We start from the raw sequence: 17,874 nt of genomic DNA on the forward strand, positions 1-17,874 counted from the left end.
GGTTCAGCGCTCCTCGGAGATCGGTTCGCGGGTGGGCGTGTGCTCGGGGCCAGGGCCGTCCTCCCAGTGCACGTCGACGATCTGCAGTTCCCGGCCCGCGAGCAGGTCGGTCTGCGTACCGCCACACGCGGGGCAGGTCAGCCGGGGCGGCATGCCGACGGCCCATTCGTGTGAGCACGGGGTGCAGCGGGCCCGCCCCGGCACCGCTTCCGTGATCAGTTCGGCGCCTTCCAGCAGGGTTCCGGCGCAGGCCAGTTCGAAGGAGAAGGCAAGCGCATCGGGTACGACGCCGGCCAGTTCGCCCACCTGGAGCCGTACCGATCGCACCGCCGTGACGTCCTTGGCCCGTGCGGCGGCCTCTTCCACCTGGTCGACGACGGCCAGCGCGACGGACATCTCGTGCATGGTTTCCGTCCTTCCGTCCGCGGCTGCCTCCGGTCGGCCTTCATTAGAGGCGCGCGCGGCCGGGTCGCACGGCCCGGCACGCCGTGGCCGGCCGTCGGGTACGCCGTTCGACGCAACCGCACGGCGCACCGGTGGCGGCCACGATTCACATCCGTCTGATGCGCAGGTAGCGCCTCAGGTCGGGAAGTACCTCGACGACGACAGCGACCATGGCGGCGACGGCCGCTCCACCGATGACGATCTTCTTCATCCCGTCTCTCCTCATGTCGGAGCCTCAGCTGTTGAGGCCTGCGCCACGGACGGCTCGCCGTCCCGCAGCAGCTCTTCGATCAGCCGGACGGCCTCGGGTACGGCGTCGGACACCGGCGGGCTGAGACCGATGCCCTCGTCCACCGAGGCCGGTTCGCATCCCACGACCAGGACGCGGCGTGGGGGCTCGCCGCCGGTTCCGGCGCACAGGGTGCCCAGCAGTGCCAGGACGGTGTCGGGGGTCATCCGGTGGCCGTCCAGGGCGGGGGCGGCGGGTGAAGGGCTCCCACCGCCGACGTCGTGCTCGATCACGTACAGCGTGCCGGGGGCTTCGCCGCGGGCCGTGGCGTCCACGAGGACGAGGGTGTCGTAGCCGTCCAGCAGCTGATAGGCGAGGTGCACGCCGCGCACTCCGATGTCCACGACCTCGACGTGTCCGGGGAGGTCGCGCTCGGTGAGCCGGCGGGCGGTCTCCACCCCGAAGCCGTCGTCTCCGAGGAAGACGTTGCCGATGCCCGCCACGAGCGTCCTTGGACCTGGCGTTGGGGGAAGATTCATACGTCGTCCTCCAGCGGTGTGACCTCGTCCGGCTGGAAGTACAGGAACCGTCCCTGCTCGCGGCGGACGTCGGCGCCCGGGTCGCCCTCCACGGTGACCGCCAGGTGCACCCCGCCGTCCACGTCGTGCAGCACCGCCTCGACCGTCGCGGTGCGGCCCCGCAGGAAGATGTCCTGCGCGTCGGTCCGGCGCAGGCCCGGGTGCAGTTCGACGCGGCTGCCCTGGCCCACCGACCGGCCGTCCACGACCACCCGGTCCCGCGCCGGGTCGAAGCCCGAATCGCTCGCGGGGTCCCACCAGGGGGTGTCCGGCCGCATCACCCCGTATTCGTCGGGGAAGCCGCCGTCCGGGGCGGCGGGGCCGGGACCGGTCACGTCGCGCAGGCTGCGCACCGCCCCGTGCAGACGCTCCAGAACCTCGGGCGGCATCGAGTCCGCCAGCTCGATCACGGCGGCCGCCCGCTCGTCCGTACCCCGGGCCTCGCGTTTCTCCTCGTCGGTCAGGGCCGCGGTGCGCAGCGCGAGGATCTCGTCGATCTCGGTGGCGTCGTAGAGCGCGCCGGGACTCTCCGGCGCGATGGCAGGATGGTCCTGCAGGATGATCGGCGAGGACAGCACGAGGTCGGCACGGCCGGGTTCGCCGGCGAGTACGGGCCAGGTGTGCAGGTTGCGGCAGGCGGCGACCGCGCCCTTCGCCCACTCAGGGGGATCGGTCATCGACAGGAACGATCCGGCGCTGAGGGCCATGAGGAGGTGGGTCGCCACCAGGGAGTGCGGCAGCGCCGCCTCACGGTCCGCGCCGCGGCCCTCGGGCGGGGTCCAGTCGCTGGTGTTCTCGACGACGGCGGTCAGCCGCATGGTCCGGTAGGGGCCGTCGAGTTCGCGGGCACAGAGCCGTACCGTCCCGCTGATCTCCTCGCGGCGCCGGACCAGTCGGCCGACGGCGCGACCGTCCTCGTCCACGACCGGCTCGGTGTCCTCGCGGGCGGGGAGCCGGAAGGGATGCGTGACGCCGTCGCCGAGGAGCTCGTCCACCGACGCGACCACCTCGACGCGCTCCTCACTTCCCTCGTCCCATGGCACCAACACCCGGTCTTCAAGGCGGAGTTCGGGCACCGTGTCGAAGCCGCCGTCCGGACGGGCCCGCTGCACCGTGCGCCGTCGGGCGTGCAGGAAGCGCACCTCGACCGAGAGGGTCGTCCCCGCCTTCGGTTCCATCAGGCATTCGGTGTGCTGGAAGTCGTGCTCCTCGCACTCGGCACCCCAGCCGGGCGGCACGAGCACACCGAACTGCCAGCGCAGCCGGTTCTTGGCCGCCGAGGCGCGGTACGGGTAGAGCACGTAGCCCTCGAAGAGGACGGCGTCGGCCACCTGCCGGGCGAGAGCGAGGCGCTCCTCGGTCTCGGGGGCGAACGCGGTCACGGTCACGGATCGGTCCTTCCGGTGGTGGCGGTGAGGGCGCGCAGCGGGTCGTGCGCGGGCGGGTCGGCACCCTCCAGCAGCGCCGCGACGGTCGCCTCCCAGGAGGGCAGGGCGTGCCGGGAGCGGTAGGCCAGGAGGGCGTCCATGGTGTCGCGGGGAAGCCGGATCCAGCCGCAGCCGGGGAAGTGCTGCTCGACCATCTCCCGCCAGGCGCTGACGGGCATCCGGAAGGCTGCCTCGCGGTCCCATGGGACGGGCTCCACCTGGAAGCCGCCGGTTCCGGTGAACGCCGTACCGGAGAAGAGCATCAGCAGGGGGACCTCGCCGTCGGTGAGGGCGTTGAGGTAGCGGGTGGCGGCGATGTCCATGTCGTAGGTGCAGGGCACGACGAGGTCGGTATCGATCTCTCCGGTGAAGCTCGGGACCATGACCGAGACCTGGGCGAACTGCACCGGCTGGAGCGTGCTGCCCCAGCGTGAGCGCTCGCCGAAGAGGTCCGCGAGGCCGTCGGCCTCGGCGGGTTCGTAGCCGCGGCGGGCGGGTTCGATGCGGATCTGGCAGCGCAACGCGAGGGCGTGCACGCGCGCGTTGTCGGCGGCGGTGACACGCAGCCGGAAGACGAGGGTGGGTCCGGCGGCGTACTGGTCGGCGCGGACGCCGGTGCAGGCGAAGGAGAACGCGGTCACGGGTGACCCACCTCGCCCAGGGGCCGGACGCGTCGCGCGACGTCCGCGAAGAACGCGTCCAGCGCGGCGCGGGCCTCGGCCCCACCGTCGAAGCCCTGCCACAACAGGCGCATACGGCCGACGAGTTCGTAGCAGATGTCGATCGGCACGAGGTGGCACTCGAAACGGCCGTCGGTGCGGCGCAGCAGGAGCGCCTCCACGTCGGGTTCGAGCAGTTCGGCGAGGCGGCTGCCACCGAGGACGTCCGTCCACGTGGCCGGTTCGAGTTCGCTCTCGGTGGCTCCGGCCGGGCTCGGGTAGAGGGCGACCAGCCGGTCGAGCGCCGCGTTGCGGAAGAGGAAGGCGACGCCGACCGGGATCTGGAGCGCCTCCCACGCGCTCTCGTCGAGGCGGTGTCCGGGGTCGGTGAGGTAGCGGGCCGGGACCGTACGGAAGCGGCCCGCGGCGGCGCCCGGCTGCTCCATCAGCAGCGCGCACGGGGGACAGGCGCAGACAAGGGCGCGTTTCTCGGTGTCGACGAGATGACGGTGGCCCGCCTCCACCGCCACGGCGCACAGCTCACACCGTTCGGGCTGCGGAAGCCTCTCGGTGAGGAACCTCCGCAGTCCGGGCGCGCGCGTCGCCGGGGACGCCGTCATCGGGCCGCCGTCGGTGCCGTACTGATCTGGAGGAGCGTCGGCCCCGCGGGTGCGGTCTGTACGTCGACCGCCCTGACCTCCGGTGCGAAGCAGGCGAGCGCCGCCTCCGCGGACTCCCGGGCACCCGCGCCGGAGCCGCAACCGCAGCCGCCGGCATCCCGGTCCCGGGCCCGCACCGTCAGGGTGCCGCTCTCCTCGTCGAAGCCCACCACCTCCAGGGTGTGTTCCGGGACACCGTCGAGGGCGCGGGCGATGCGGGTGTCGCGGTCCTCGGGGTGCAGGTCGTGCAGGACGAGCAGGCTCGCGACCAGGTCGTCGCCCAGGAGGCGTGCCGCTGCGTCGCCGGGAGCATCGGCCAGCAGGTGGAGGATGCGGGCGAGGCCGGCACCGTAGAAGTCCATGAGGGAGCGGACGAGTTCCTCCGCCGCCGCGGCGGCGGCCGTGTCGCCGCTCTCGACCAGCCCGTCGAGGATTTCCTCGACGCGGCGCCCGGTCTGCTCCGCGGAGCTGACCGCGCTCATCCGCCCAGTCCGCTCAGGCCGGTGGGCACGTGCATCGACTTCACCGTCTTGCCGCCCCCGACGTACATGTGGACGCCACAGGGCAGACAGGGGTCGAAGCTGCGGACGGCGCGCATGATGTCGATGCCCTTGAAGTTCTCCGGGGTGTTCTCCTCGAAGATGGGTGTGTTCTGCACGGCGTCCTCGTACGGGCCGGGCGTGCCGTAGGTGTCCCGGACGCTGGCGTTCCAGGGGGTCGGGGGGTATGGGTGGTAGTTGGCGATCTTGCCGTCCCGGATCACCATGTGGTGGGAGAGGACACCGCGGACCGCCTCGGTGAAGCCGACGCCGATGCTCTCGTCCGGAACCTCGAACTTCTCCCAGGTCTGGGTGCGTCCGGCGCGGACCTCCGCCAGTCCCTTCTCCGCGAAGTGCAGGGCGACGGCGGCGGAGTAGGCCTGGAAGTACGTGCGGGCGCGGTTGCGCTCCAGCGCGTTGGACCACTTCGGGATCTTCCACTCGAAGGTGGTCTCCGGCTTGGTCATGGTGCGGGGCAGGTTGATGACCACGCTCTGGCCGGTGGCCTTGACGTACCCGATGTCGACGAGACCGGACAGGGCGGTCGACCACAGGCGGGCGATGGGGCCGCCACCGGTGTCCAGGGCGAGGTGGTCCTTGCCGTCGAACCAGCGCGGGGACATGACCCAGCTGTACTTGTCGTCGAAGTTCCGCTTCTGCGGGGTGGGGATGGTGTGCTGGTTCCACGGGTGGCGCGGGTCCACCGGGTTGCCGAGCGGGTCATGGGTGACGAACTGCTCCTGGCCCTGCCAGTCCTCGTAGTAGGAGCTGCCCAGCAGGATGCGGATGCCGAGGTTGATCTCGGTGAGGTCGTTGGTGACGAGCTTGCCGTCCACGATGATGCCGGGCGTGACGAACATGCGCCGGCCCCAGTCCGTCATGTTGGCGTAGGTGAAGTCGCAGTACTCGGGGTCGTTGAGCGCGCCCCAGCAGCCGAGCAGGACACGTCGGCGGCCCACTTCCTCGTACCCGGGCAGCGCCTCGTAGAAGAAGTCGAACAGGTCGTCGTGGAGGGGCACGACGCGCTTCATGAACTCCACGTAGCGCATCAGCCGGCTGAGGTAGTCCGTGAAGAGCTGCACGGAGGCGATGGTTCCGACGCCGCCCGGGTAAAGCGTGGAGGGGTGCACATGGCGGCCCTCCATCAGGCAGAACATCTCGCGCGTGTAGCGGCTGACCTGGAGGGCCTCGCGGTAGAACTCGCCCTCCAGGGGGTTGAGCGAGCGCATGATGTCGGCGATCGTGCGGTAGCCGTGCTCCGCGGCGTGCGGGGCCTCGGTGCGCTCGGCGAGTTCGAGGACGCCGGGGTTGGTCTCCTTGACCATCTTCTCGCAGTAGTCGACCCCGACCAGGTTCTCCTGGAAGATGTTGTGGTCGAACATGTACTCCGCGGACTCGCCGAGGTTGATGATCCACTCACCGAGGTGCGGGGGCTTCACGCCGTACGCCATGTTCTGCGCGTACACCGAGCAGGTGGCGTGGTTGTCGCCGCAGATGCCGCAGATGCGGCTGGTGATGAAGTGGGCGTCGCGGGGGTCCTTGCCGCGCATGAAGACGCTGTAGCCGCGGAAGACCGACGAGGTGCTGTAGCACTCGGCGACTCGCTTCTGCTTGAAGTCGATCTTCGTGTGGATGCCCAGGCTGCCCACGATCCGGGTGATCGGGTCCCAGGCCATCTCCACCAGGCCGCTGCCGTCGCCGGCCGCCTTCGTCGTCGGTGCCATCTGTGTGCCGTGCCCTTCGTTGCGCGGGATGTTCAGGTGGGGGGTGCATGCACGAGAACGGTGAGCGGGTCATCTGCGGCGGACGCTCACCACGGGGGTCGGTATCCGGTGGTGATCTTGTCTCCGGTGCGGCGCCACTTGGGCTCCTTGTCCACCGTCTTTGCGGTGATCGACCGCAGCTTGCGGACCACAGCGCCGTACGCTCCGCTGGCGCCGCTCGACACCTTGGCGCCGGGGGGCTCGTCCATGAACGGCATGAACTTGTCGGGGAAACCGGGCATGGTGCAGGCGATGCAGATGCCGCCGACGTTGGGGCAGCCACCGATGCCGTTCATCCAGCCGCGCTTGGGCACGTTGCACTTGACGACCGGGCCCCAGCAGCCGAGCTTGACCAGGCACGTCGGTGAGTCGTACGACAGGGCGAACTGGCCCTGCTCGTAGTAGCCCGCGCGGTCGCAGCCCTCGTGCACGGTGGCCCCGAACAGCCACGTCGGGCGCAGCTTGTCGTCCAGCGGGATCATCGGGGCCGCGCCGGTCGCCTGGTAGAGCAGGTAGGTGAGCGTCTCGGAGAAGTTGTCCGGCTGGATCGGACAGCCGGGGACGCACACGATGGGGATGCCCGCGTGGGACTTCCAGTCCCAGCCCAGGTAGTCCGGCACGCCCATCGCGCCGGTCGGGTTGCCCGCCATGGCGTGGATGCCGCCGTAGGTGGCGCAGGTGCCGATGGCGACGACCGCCAGCGCCTTCGGGGCGAGCCGGTCGATCCACTCGCTGGTGGTGATCGGCTGGCCGGTCTCCGGGTTGTCGCCGAAGCCGCACCAGTAGCCCTCGGGCTTGATCGACTCGTTGGGGATGGAGCCCTCGACGACCAGGACGAACGGGTCGATCTCGCCCCGCTCCCCCTTGAAGAACCACTCGATGAACGTGTCCGAGCCGCCGACCGGACCGCACTCGAAGTCGATGAGCGGCCAGTGGACGGCGATCTTCGGAAGGCCCGGCAGCACACCGAGCACGATCTCCTCGATGCTGGGCTGCATGGCCGCCGTCAACGCGACCGAGTCACCGTCGCAGCTCAGGCCCGCGTTGATCCAGAGAATGTGGATCGTGGGTGTCTCGTCGGCGGGCGCACCGCTTGCGTCCGCAGCGCCGACCGTGTCCGGCGTCGCCTCAGTCATGGGACCGCCTCCTGGGGAGGTAAGGGATGAAAGCCCAGATTTCGACCATCGCTCTTCTTCGTATCAGCCGATCGGCCGTGACGAGACGCCATGCAGGGCCATTCCGGTGACATCCGGGGCGGAGGGGGTCGGACCGGTTGGCGCGATCTGGGCGGGACCGAGGTGCGGCGGGGTGCACGTCGGCCGCTCCTTGTGGACGAAGGATCGACGCAGCGAGTGGTACGGGGCGTCCGGGTCGTCGAAGGTCCGGCGCATCCGGGCCAGCTCCTGCTCACGGAAGCCGGCCAGCGGGGTCACGCTCTCCAGCCGGTCCAGCTCCGTCTTCTTCGCGGTGATCCGCGACGCCGTCGCCGGCAGTGACGCCAGCCGGGCCGCCAGGCTGCCGATCTCCGCCGCGAACCCGTCCGGACCGCAGTCGACCAGCCGGTCGACGAGGCCGAGGCGCAGTGCGGCCGCCGAGCTCACCGGGAGAGCCTCACGCATGAGCCGTTCCGCCGTCGCGGGACCCACCCTGCGCGGCAGGGTGTGCGTCCAGTACTCCGAGCCGTACAGGCCCATCAGGCGGTAGTGAGGGTTCAGTACGGCGCCCGAGCGGCACCACACCTCGTCGGCCGCCAGGGCGAGCATCACCCCGCCCGCGGCGGCGTTGCCCGCGACCGCCGCGACCACCAGTCGGTCCGTCGTCGTCAGGACCGCCTCGACCAGATCGTCGATGGCGTTGATGTTCGCCCAGGACTCGGCAGCGGGGTCGTCCGCGGCCTCGATGACGCCCAGGTGGATCCCGTTGGAGAAGAAGTCGCGTTCGCCGCCCAGCACCAGTACGGACGTGGGCCGCTCGCACGCCTCCTGGTAGGCGTCCAGCAGACGCCGGCACTGCTCGGTGCTCATGGCGCCGCCGGGGAAGGAGAACGAGAGGAACCCGACGTTCCCGTCCTCCCGGTAGCGGATGTCCGTCCAGGTACGGTGCCGCTCCTCGGGCAGCGGGGGCAGGGCGTGATCGGGCAGGGGCGGCAGCCGGTCGCCCAGTGCCCGCACGGCAGGCAGTTTGTACGTGGGCGGCTGCCCGGGCGCACGCCGGGGCCGCAGCTCGGGGATCCACACGGCGCCGTCCCTGGTGGCCCGGCACACCGCCCCCGCCCTGGTGGCCAGCAGCTCGCCCGGGCGTCCGCGCAACACGCTCTCGGGATGACCGCCGTGCAGGTACCACTCACGGCCGAGCAGGACGTCCAGCACACCGGGCTGCGAGTCCGCCGCCCTCAGCTTGCGCAGCACATCCTGCGTGGAGTCCTCGGCCCAGTCGATGCGCCGGACGCTCTGGTCGAGGTAGGGGCGGGGGCGCAGACGGGCGTCGGCCGTGCGTGCCGCGTCCTGCTTGCGTGGGACGTGGATTCCCTCGGCGAAGCGCTCGACCGCGAGCATGACGGCCTCGAGGGCGGCGTCGGCGATCTCGCCCCGGTACAGCTCGCTCTTGGGAACGGGAGGGACCCTGCACGGCACGCAGGCCCACACGTCACCGGCGTCCATCTCCGCGTCGGCCTGCAGGACGGTGACGCCCCACTGGTCGACGCCCTCGTGAATCGCCCAGTCCAGGGAGGAGGGTCCGCGGTCGCCCACGGGCCCCGGGTGGACGATGAGGCAGGTGTGCGCTGTCCACACCTCCTCGGGAATCGCCGTCTTCAGCATCGGCGCCACGACGAGCTGCGGTGCGTGCCGCCGCACAGCCTCGGGCAACGGGCTACCGGGCAGAGCGAGTTCCACCGCCACGGTGTGGCCACGGTCGCGCAGCTCCGCGTGGACACGCTGGGTGAGGCTGTTGAACGCACTGGCTAGGAGCAGGATGTGCACGGCTGCCTCCGGGACGAACGAACGGCAGGCAGGGATGGCCGCCGAACGCGATCCTCGGGCAAGGCGACCTGCCGTCCCCGACGACAGGCGGTGAGATCATCCGAAAGCGGGCGCCGATCCGCCGTCCGGCCTCACGGGCCATGGCCGACGGCGCCACTGATGATCACATGCGTCGCAGGCCGCTGGTGATGCGCTCCCACCGGGAGCGGGTGGCGCCGAAGTGGGTCTCGTGTGCCCAGATGTGGCTGCACGACCGGCACTGCAGGTGGAGCAGGCTGCCGACGTGGGACAGCAGGTAGCGCCAGTGCTCGGAGCAGGTGCGCCCCTGCTCGCAGGTGGCGCACCCGCGACGGTCGTCGCAGTTCGGGCAGGCCACCCAGGCGCGACGCCCGATGTCCGCCTGGGGGTCAAGCGGCAACATCGCCGCCGCCTCTCCGCGGCAGTACACCGGCCGAGACCAGCTCGTCGTACACGCGCTGTTGCTCCGCGCTGAGGCCGGAATACAGCAGCTCATACGCGGCTTCCTCGCCGCGCAGCGCGGCGACGGGGTCCCAGTCGGGACCGAGAGCGTCCAGGACATGAGCGCGCCGGAGCAGTTCATGTGAGCTCAGGTCGACGTCCAGGTCCACCGTCGCGGCGGGTTCGTGCGGTTCGCCTGGAAGGGCGCGGCCATGGGAGGACATGGGACCGAACGTAGGCAAGCGCTTCTCGTCGCGGCAAGAGCAGGTGGGAGAAGTCACAGCGTGGCTTCTTCTCGGAGGCCGGTGGTCGGCGGTGGTTGTCATGACGCCAGGGCCTCCCCGCATCGCGGCCGAGAGGCCCTGGCTTCCTGCACGTACCTTGGGACGGTTTCTCAGGTCTCCAGGCGCCAGTGCTGGTTCGCGCCGCCCGAGCAACTCCACAGCTGGATTTTCGTCCCGTTGCCGGTCCCCTGGCCGCTGGCGTCCAGGCAGAGCCCCGACTGCGCCGCTGTGATCGTGCCGTCGGGGTTGATGTTCCATTGCTGGTCTGCCTGTCCGCTGCAGTCCCAGATCGCCGCGGGGGTGCCGTTGCCCGCCCCCTGGCCGACGCCCAGGCACTTGTTGCCGTAGACAACCAGCTGCTTTCCGGCGGAGTAGGTCCACCGCTGGTTGGAGCCGCCGTTGCAGTCCCACAGCTGGGCCTGTGTGCCGTTGGCCGTGGTGGAGTTGTTGATGTCGACGCAGCGCCCGGACTGCTGGCCGACGATCTTCTGGTTGCCGGACTGCGGTGGCGGCTGCTGGTTCGAGCCGAACTGGGTGAAGAACTGCCACACCGCCGCCGACGTCCAGGTGCGCCAGCCGTCACCGGTGGAACCGTCGATGGGACCGGGGTCGTGGCCCGCTCCGTCGAACGCGGCCCAGGTGACGGGGTATCCGGACCTGCATCCGGAGTAGGTGGTGATGATGTGCGTCAGGCTTCCGTTGGCCGGCTCGGGCGGGTTCTGCGGGGTGCAGCCGTTCGCCCGAACGAAGGTGTCGCGCAGGTCTCGTCCCGACTGGATGGGCAGCACGTTGTCCCTGAGGCCGTGCAGTCCCATGTAGGCGATGGGCTGGTTGCCGCCGTTGCACCCACTGAGGTTCGCGCCGGAGTAGACCGCGACCGCCCGGAAGACCGTTGCCCGGGAGCAGGCGAGGGCGTACGACATGGCGCCGCCGTAGCTGAAGCCGGCGGAGAACAGTTGGGCGGTGTCGACACACAGGCCTGATTCGATCTGGTTGACCATGGCGTCGACGAAGGCCACGTCCTGGCCGGCGGGGTTGGCCCAGCCGTTGCGGTTGCCCTGGGGGGCCACGAAGATCGTGCTGTTGTTCGCGTTGTCCGCCAGGCGCCTGAGGCCGTAGTAGGACCAGTTGTATCCGTCCGTTCCGCCCGAGTCGACGTCACCCGCCGTGCCGCCTCGCCAGTGGAAACCGAAGATCAGCCGGTAGGGGCGGTTGCTGTCGTAGCCGGCCGGGACCCGCAGGATGTAACTGCGGTTCTGGCCGCCGCTCTGAATCGTGTGGTTGCCGCTGGTCAGCGTCGGGGCCTTGCCGCATCCGGCGCTCGCCGCGGCGGCGGACTTCGTGGCCGGCGCGGGTGCGCCGAGGGCGCTGCTGAACGAGGTGCCCGCGGTGGTCAGGATGAGAAGCAGTGCGGCCGCGATGGACAATAAGAGCGGTTTGCGTTCCATACTCTCCTTCTTCCGTGTCGGGTTCTTCCGTCGTACGGGGAGCGCCGGTTCACACGGCGGTGATGGTCCACGCGTTGTTGGTGCTGGAGTTCGGCGTCCACAGCACCGTGGTGGAGCCGGCCGTGGTGCTGCCGCTGCCGTCGAGGGCGGTGCCGGTGCCCCGGTTGACGATCTGGTAGCGGTTGTCGCCGAGGTTGTTGAGTGACCACTGCTGGTTGTTGCCGCCGTTCCACGCCTCCTGGCGGGCGGGAGCGCCGTTGGCGGCGTTGCCCCAGCTGTCGGCGGCCATGCCGTTGGTGCGGTTCATGATGCGGTAGTAGCCGTTGCCGAGGTCGATCAGCTGCCACTGCAGGTTGGTGCTTCCGTCGTAGTTCCACTGCTTGAGGTTGGAGCCGGAGGCGACGTTGCCCCCGCTGTCGAGCACCAGTCCGCTGGTCACGTTGGCGATCCTGACCCAGGTCGTGGAGCCGCCCGGCGCGCCCAGGACGGGGATCTCGCCGGAGAAGGTGAGCTTGACCGTGTACGCCAGGGCGCTGAACGGCGGGTTGGACGAGGGCATGGTGAGGTGCAGACCGGACGCGTCCTGGGTCGGGGCGGGCAGGTTGATGTAGGTGCCGGCCGTGTTGTTCAGCAGTTGCGCGCCTGTCAGGCTGCTGAGGTTGATCTGGTTCGAGTTCAGCGTCGTGATGGTCATGCTGCCGCCCTGCCAGCCCAGCGCGGTGGCGTAGAGGACCTTGTTGTCCAGGCTGCGGGTGAACCGGATGTCCTGCGGTTTGCCGGCCACCGGCCCGCTGAACGAGCCTCCGCCCATCTTGGTGGGGCCCTCGCCGTAACTGGACCAGGAGCGGGTGGAGTAGACCGCCTCCCCGAAGCGGCCGAGCCAGTCGCCCATGGCGAGCAGGATGGACTGCTGCCCGGAGGGGATGGTGCCGTCGGCCATCGGGGCGATGTTGAGCAGCATGCTGCCGCCCTTGCTGACCCGGTCGATCAGCGAGTGCAGCAGTGCCTGCGTCGAGTAGTAGCCGATGCCCACCGTGTAGCACCAGCTGGAGGAGGAGATGCTGTCGTCGGTCAGCCAGTAGGGGGTGAGCAGCCCTGCCGGGCCGCCGCGCTCGAAGTCGAAGACCTCACCCTTGTTGTTGAGGCCGTCCTTGTAGGTCGCGACCACGTCCTTGTTCCACGCGACGGCCTGGTTGTAGTAGTGCGCGAGGAACTGGAGCCGGTAGGACTCCTGCACCAGGGGCAGGTTGAAGTCCTGCCAGACCAGGTCCGGTTGGTAGCCGTCGATGACCTCGATCAGCTTGTCGTACCAGAGCTTGTTCTCTGCGGCCGAGCCCTGCTGGCCGTAGAGGATGCGCAGGTTCGGGTCCGACTGGGACGGTACGTTGTCGTAGAAGCCGGTGAAGTGGTAGGCGTGGTGCAGCGAGGCCATGAACTTCAGCCCCTGCCCGCGGATGGCCTGCGCGTGCAGCCCCACCAGGTCGAGCCTGGGGCCGTGCTGGACCGAGTTCCACGGGTTGGCGCGGCTGTTCCACATGGAGAAGCCGTCGTGGTGCTCGGCGACCGGGCCGGCGAACCGGGCACCCGCGGCCTTGAACAGCCGGGCCCACGCGTCCGGGTCGAACTTGCCGCCCTGGGAGACCAGTTTGGGGGCGAACTGAACGAAGTTGCCCGCCTTGTCGCGGGCGCCGTCGATGAAGTTGTGGTACGGCCATGCCGAGGGGTCGCCGTAGGTGGCCTTGTGGTGGTTGTTCTCGGACGAGCCGCCGATGTACATGTTGCGCGGATACCACTCGTTGCCGAACGCGGGAACGCTGAAGACGCCCCAGTGGTAGTAGATGCCGAACTTGGCGTCCTGGAACCAGGCCGGGGCAGGGGGATGTTGGTCCACGGAGGACCAGCTCGGGGTGTAGCTCGCGGGACCGTCGGTCGCGGCGGCCTCGGGGGCGAACCGCAGCAGGCCGTAGGCCGTGGCCGCGCCGGCCGCCGCCAGCAGTCGGCGCCGGCTGAGCGGCAGGGAGGAGGACATGTGGGGGCCTCTCGGGGGAGTTGACGGAGGTGGTGCCTTCGGTCGCTGATCGCGCCGGCCGGGCGCCTCGATCAGTCGCGCGTCCACTTCTGGTTGCTGCTGCCGTTGCAGGTCCACAGCTGCAGCAGGGTGCCGTTGGCCGTTCCGGCGCCGGTGGCGTCCAGGCACAGGCCTGACTGGTCACCGGTGATCGTGCCGTCGGTGTGGAGCGTCCACTTCTGGTTGCCGCCGCCGGTGCAGTCCCAGATGTCCACCTTGGTGCCGGGGCTGGTGCCCTGGCCGGCGGCGTCCAGGCAGTCGCTGCCGTAGACCCTCAGCTCGCCGGCGGAGGTGTTCGTCCACTGCTGGTTGCTGCCGCCGTTGCAGTCCCACAGCTCCACCTGGGTGCCGGCCGTGTGCGACTGGTTCGGCACGTCCACGCACCGCCCGGAGCCGACCCCGACGATCGCGCCGGCCGTACCGCCGTCGTTCCCGCCGCTGCCGGGCGTGATGGACAGGTTGTCGAACTGTGCCGTCTCGCCCTGGCTGGTCGCGTAGCCGATCTGTCCGGCGGCCCAGGTGCGGTCGTCCACGGAACCGACCGTGGCACCGTCGATGACAGCGGTGATCGTGGTGCCGGAGAAGGTGAGCGCCAGGCTGTGCCACCGGTTGGTGCCGAGCGCCGCGGTCGTGCCGCGGGCCAGCGTGGAGACGTTGCCGTTGGTGTTCGAGTTCAGGATCGACCAGGCCCCGGTGTCACTCACCCGCAGGTGGTAGGCGTTCTGACCGCCGGTGCGGTCGTAGTCGTGGCCGCCCGCACGGCCGAGCAACTCGGCGTATCCGGGCTGTTCGAGCAGCACGTCGGACGAGACGGTGTAGTTGCCCCAGCTCACGTCACCCAGCAGGGCGTGCGGATCGGTCAGCGCGTCCCAGGTGATCGGCTTCTGCGGGCTCATCTGGCGCACGCACTTTCCGCTGCGGCCGCCGCCGCAGCCCACCGCCTCGAAGGCGCCCTGCCAGTCCATGAGGTACTTCGCCTCGGTGCCGGTGGCATAGCCGTCGAAGGAGTCGCTGTACGGCAGCTTCAGCGCGCTTCGGGCGGGACCGGCGGCGGTGCCCTTGCCCTGGCCGGTCGTGGTGGTCAGGGTGTACAGGTGGCCTGGCTGGACGGTCAGGCTGAAACCGCCGCCGGACGGGGTGATGTCCGCGGTGTGCACGAAGTGGTCGGCCGGGTTGGCGGACCCGACGTCCGTGGACCATACGTGGACGGCTCCGGCGGACAGACCCCCGGTGACGTTGAAGTTCAGGGTCTGCGCGCTGCCGGCGTCCATGGTCTCGATGACCGTGGAGTAGTCGGAGTTGTTCGTGGACTTGAGCGAGACGTAGCTTCCGTTGGCGCGGTTGCCGCCGATGTAGCCGCTGGAGGCGTCGAGGTAGCGCCAACCCGGGGAGGTGAACTGGCTGGTGTGCGCCATCACCCAGGTGTTCTTGCCGATCGAGTACGAGCCGGACCACGGCTGCGAGGCCAGGGCCATGCCCATGGTGGGGTACGGCAGGTTGGGGGTGAGCGCGGCGACCACCGGCCAGTTGAGGTACGCGGTCATCCGTCCGTCGATGTATCCGCGGTTGATGCCGCGGGCCATGGCCTGCGCTCCCCCGTTGTAGTCGTCCGAGCCGTTCTCGCTCGCCCACAGCGGCTTGCCGGACGACATGGCGGCCGACGGCACCGAGCAGGTGGTCTGGGCGGACCGGTATCCGCAGGGATAGTGCGTGCCGATGACGCTCACCGCGGCGGCGAACGCCTGGTTGGAGTTGACGTCGTTCGCCACGTTCCAGTCCGAGTCGGCCGCGACGATCTTCACGTTGCCATAGCCGTTGCTGTTGAGCGCGGCGCGCAGCTGCTGGTACCAGGAGACGTTGTAGCCTCGCTCGTTCCATCCACCGAGGTAGTCGATGCTCAGGCCGTGCTGTTTGGCGCAGCCCAGCCACGAGACCAGGTAGTTGACCATGTCGGTGGACCAGAAGTTCCCGTTGCCGATCCAGCCCGGGGCGCCCCAGGCCAGCCCGTACAGCTTGATGTTCGGGTTGCGGGCCTTGGCCTGCTCCATCAGCCACCATTCGTAGCCCCGGTCGCAGTTCAGGTCGGAACGGGTGTGCTGGTGGCTGGGCTCGGCTCCCGAGGTGGAGTTGGTGTCCCCGCCGATCTCGGCCTTGAGCATCTGCAGGGAGGCGCCGTAGCCGGGCCGGAAGAGGTAGTCGAGGACCTGGCCGCGTTGGGGCTCGGGATAGTCGATCAGGAGTCTGCTGTTGCCGCCTCCCCCGCTGATCGCGCCGACGCCGTCGAAGGTCCGTCCGCCGGACGCGCCGTTGAGGGTGATGGAGGTTGCGGCCCGGGCCGGGGCGGCGGCTGTGCCCACGACGCCGCCGGCGGCCAGGACGAGGCCCGCCAGCACGGCCGTCGGGACACGCAGGCGCCGTAACAGCCGTCCGAATGCTGACACGGTGGGTTCCTTTCGCAGGTGGGGGGTGTCCACGGCCGGTGCGGTCGGCGGACGGTTCAGCGGACGAAGAAGTCCTGGTTGGTGCCCGGCGCGTTCTTGCACTGCCACTGGTCGAGTTGCTGGCCCGCGTTGCTGCCGCCGCCGTAGACGTCCAGGCACAGGCCGCTGTTGCGGTTCTGGAAGGCGTAGGAGCCGTCGGACTGGCGCACGGGCAGCCAGAGCCCGTTGGCCGTTGTGCCGGGAGGCTGTTGCACGATGTTCGGGGTGCCCGCTGTCGTGGATCCGCCGGCGACTGCCACGTCCTGGCCGGAGCTCTGGGCGCGCAGTTCGCCGTAGCCGCCCGAGGCGGGCACGAACTGGAACTGCTGGTTGCTCTGCCCGTTGCAGGTCCACTGGTCGATCGCGGCGCCCGCGCTGCCCGAGTTGCCGTACACGTCCAGGCACAAGGTGTTGTTGGCGACGACGAGTTGGTGGTTGCCGACCGGGAAGGCCTCGCCGCCGGAGGAGGCCGGGGTGAGATAGACGGCGAACGCGTCGTGTGCGCCCTGGAACGTCAACGGCACGGTGATCGAGCCGCCCGAGGCACTCAGGTTCTGGTCGTACACGGTCTGTGGCGCGGCGAGCGGTGCCTGGTCCGGGATGCGGTGCACGGTGACGTGCACGCTGCCTGCGTTGGTGAGCCAGGGCACGGACGACAGTCCGTTGAAGGTCACGGAGGCGGTGCCGGAGGTGCCGTTCGCGTCGCCGATGATCGCCACCGCGCGCTTGTTGGTGGGGTCCTCGGAGGCCGAGATCGCGGTCGAGCCGACCTGGCCGGAGGTGTCGACGAGGGTGCCGGTCATGTCGGCGTAGTCGCGAAGCGCCCACCAGTTGCCGGTCGGCTGCCAGCTGCCTCCGCTCTGGGTGAGGACTCCCGTGAGGTTGGGGGTGACGCAGCAGACCCAGTTGCCGCGCATCGCGTTGGTGTACCCGGACTGCGCGAACCGCGCCAGGTACCAGGCCGTCACCCCGGCGGTCTGCCGGTCGGCGGGCTGGTACTCGTTCGCGGACAGGGGCAGCGGGCCGATGCCCGCCGTCGTCAGGGCGCTGTTGAGGGACTGGGAGACGGTGACCGGGTCGTCGACATCGCCCTCGTCATGGTTGGTGATCATGTCCGGCACCGTCCCGGCCGCCTTCACGTGCGCGAGCCAGGTCCGCCACTCACCCGGGTTGCTCTGCGGGGTGAAGGCAAGCGAGGGTCCCACGATCTGCGCCGAGGGGGCGAGGCGCCGGATCTCCCGGTAGGCGGTGTCCCACATCTGGAAGTACTGGGCGCTGTTCACACCCCGGGTCCAGAAGGCAGAGATGTCCGGCTCGTTCCAGATGTCGTAGGAGAACTTCAGCCCCGATGCCTGCAGTGCCCCCACAGTGGAGTCGATGAAGGCGATCCAGTTGGAGCAGTCGCCGTTGTCGCACGGGTACCTCGTGTTGGACGGCTGGCCGCCGTTGGCGCCGTAGATGTCGCTGACCAGTACCTGGTACTGCGCGTGGTACGGCGGCTGGGTGAGCCGTTTCGCCTGCGCGACGATCGAGTCGAGGTCGGCCCGAGTGGCCGATCCGTACTGGTAGTTGTCCCTGATCCAGCCGCCGGAGAACCAGCCGCCGCCACGGAACGCGTTGATCCCCAGCGGCTTGATGTACTGGTCCGCCGGCTGGCTGCCGTCCTGGGTGAAACCGTAGAGGAACCCCTCGCCCACGCCGGTCGACGGGCCCCGTGTCGACGCCAGGTTCACGCTCAGCGCCTCGCCCGAGACGGCCCGGCTCTCGGCCGTCGCCGACAACTGCAGCACGAACGCCAAGACGATGCCGACGGCCAGTACCAGACGGCCGGGTCTCGCTCTCGTCCTCATTCGGTC

Annotated in this window: 16 protein-coding genes; all 16 read right to left on the bottom strand. The window is 69.9% G+C overall.

The genetic code is table 11. The features are described from left to right. Positions 1-3: 3 nt before the first annotated feature. Positions 4-405, bottom strand: coding sequence for a hydrogenase maturation nickel metallochaperone HypA (gene hypA, locus OG841_RS03800; protein WP_328642785.1), 402 nt, complete (start codon positions 403-405; stop codon positions 4-6). A 145-nt stretch (positions 406-550) separates the two neighbouring features. Then, entirely contained in the window at positions 551-655 is a 105-nt protein-coding gene (locus tag OG841_RS03805) for a DUF6893 family small protein (RefSeq protein ID WP_371563411.1), read from the bottom strand. A gap of 11 nt (positions 656-666) precedes the next feature. After that, complete coding sequence (locus OG841_RS03810) at positions 667-1,212, bottom strand: hydrogenase maturation protease (RefSeq protein WP_365121726.1); 546 nt, start codon at positions 1,210-1,212, stop codon at positions 667-669. Beyond that, positions 1,209-2,639, bottom strand: a complete 1,431-nt coding sequence (locus OG841_RS03815; protein ID WP_365121724.1) for a hypothetical protein — start codon at positions 2,637-2,639, stop codon at positions 1,209-1,211. Before OG841_RS03815 ends, OG841_RS03810 begins: the two co-directional genes overlap by 4 nt. Next, positions 2,636-3,319, bottom strand: a complete 684-nt coding sequence (locus OG841_RS03820) for a DUF6084 family protein (RefSeq protein ID WP_365121722.1) — start codon at positions 3,317-3,319, stop codon at positions 2,636-2,638. The genes OG841_RS03815 and OG841_RS03820 overlap by 4 nt, the downstream gene beginning before the upstream one ends. Next, positions 3,316-3,957 (bottom strand): DUF5947 family protein, encoded by a 642-nt coding sequence (locus tag OG841_RS03825; protein ID WP_365121719.1) that lies wholly within the window; start codon positions 3,955-3,957, stop codon positions 3,316-3,318. Before OG841_RS03825 ends, OG841_RS03820 begins: the two co-directional genes overlap by 4 nt. Beyond that, complete coding sequence (locus OG841_RS03830; protein WP_365121717.1) at positions 3,954-4,478, bottom strand: hypothetical protein; 525 nt, start codon at positions 4,476-4,478, stop codon at positions 3,954-3,956. The genes OG841_RS03825 and OG841_RS03830 overlap by 4 nt, the downstream gene beginning before the upstream one ends. Then, positions 4,475-6,259 (bottom strand): nickel-dependent hydrogenase large subunit, encoded by a 1,785-nt coding sequence (locus tag OG841_RS03835; protein ID WP_057610712.1) that lies wholly within the window; start codon positions 6,257-6,259, stop codon positions 4,475-4,477. Before OG841_RS03835 ends, OG841_RS03830 begins: the two co-directional genes overlap by 4 nt. 86 nt (positions 6,260-6,345) lie before the next feature. Continuing rightward, entirely contained in the window at positions 6,346-7,434 is a 1,089-nt protein-coding gene (locus OG841_RS03840) for a hydrogenase expression protein HypE (protein WP_328642779.1), read from the bottom strand. Positions 7,435-7,497: 63 nt separating this feature from the next. Continuing rightward, the gene (locus OG841_RS03845) at positions 7,498-9,279 is read right to left on the bottom strand and encodes a hydrogenase maturation protein (protein ID WP_365121714.1); all 1,782 of its coding nucleotides are present in this window, start codon (positions 9,277-9,279) and stop codon (positions 7,498-7,500) included. A 163-nt stretch (positions 9,280-9,442) separates the two neighbouring features. Continuing rightward, positions 9,443-9,700 carry a hypothetical protein gene (locus tag OG841_RS03850; protein ID WP_328642777.1) on the bottom strand — a complete coding sequence of 86 codons (258 nt, stop codon included), beginning with the start codon at positions 9,698-9,700 and terminating at the stop codon, positions 9,443-9,445. Further along, positions 9,687-9,962 carry a DUF6400 family protein gene (locus tag OG841_RS03855; RefSeq protein ID WP_328642776.1) on the bottom strand — a complete coding sequence of 92 codons (276 nt, stop codon included), beginning with the start codon at positions 9,960-9,962 and terminating at the stop codon, positions 9,687-9,689. Before OG841_RS03855 ends, OG841_RS03850 begins: the two co-directional genes overlap by 14 nt. 170 nt (positions 9,963-10,132) lie before the next feature. After that, positions 10,133-11,470, bottom strand: a complete 1,338-nt coding sequence (locus OG841_RS03860) for a ricin-type beta-trefoil lectin domain protein (RefSeq protein ID WP_371563422.1) — start codon at positions 11,468-11,470, stop codon at positions 10,133-10,135. Between the two features lie 49 nt (positions 11,471-11,519). Beyond that, positions 11,520-13,499: an alpha-L-fucosidase gene (locus OG841_RS03865; protein ID WP_328642774.1), complete on the bottom strand. Its 1,980-nt coding sequence runs from the start codon at positions 13,497-13,499 to the stop codon at positions 11,520-11,522. Positions 13,500-13,570: 71 nt separating this feature from the next. Further along, positions 13,571-15,979 carry a ricin-type beta-trefoil lectin domain protein gene (locus OG841_RS03870; protein ID WP_328642773.1) on the bottom strand — a complete coding sequence of 803 codons (2,409 nt, stop codon included), beginning with the start codon at positions 15,977-15,979 and terminating at the stop codon, positions 13,571-13,573. A gap of 56 nt (positions 15,980-16,035) precedes the next feature. Beyond that, on the bottom strand, positions 16,036-17,868 hold the full coding sequence (locus OG841_RS03875; protein ID WP_328642772.1) for an RICIN domain-containing protein: 1,833 nt from the start codon (positions 17,866-17,868) through the stop codon (positions 16,036-16,038). Positions 17,869-17,874: the final 6 nt, after the last annotated feature.

It is taken from the genome of Streptomyces canus (assembly GCF_041435015.1).
GTDB classification, from domain to species: domain Bacteria; phylum Actinomycetota; class Actinomycetes; order Streptomycetales; family Streptomycetaceae; genus Streptomyces; species Streptomyces canus_G.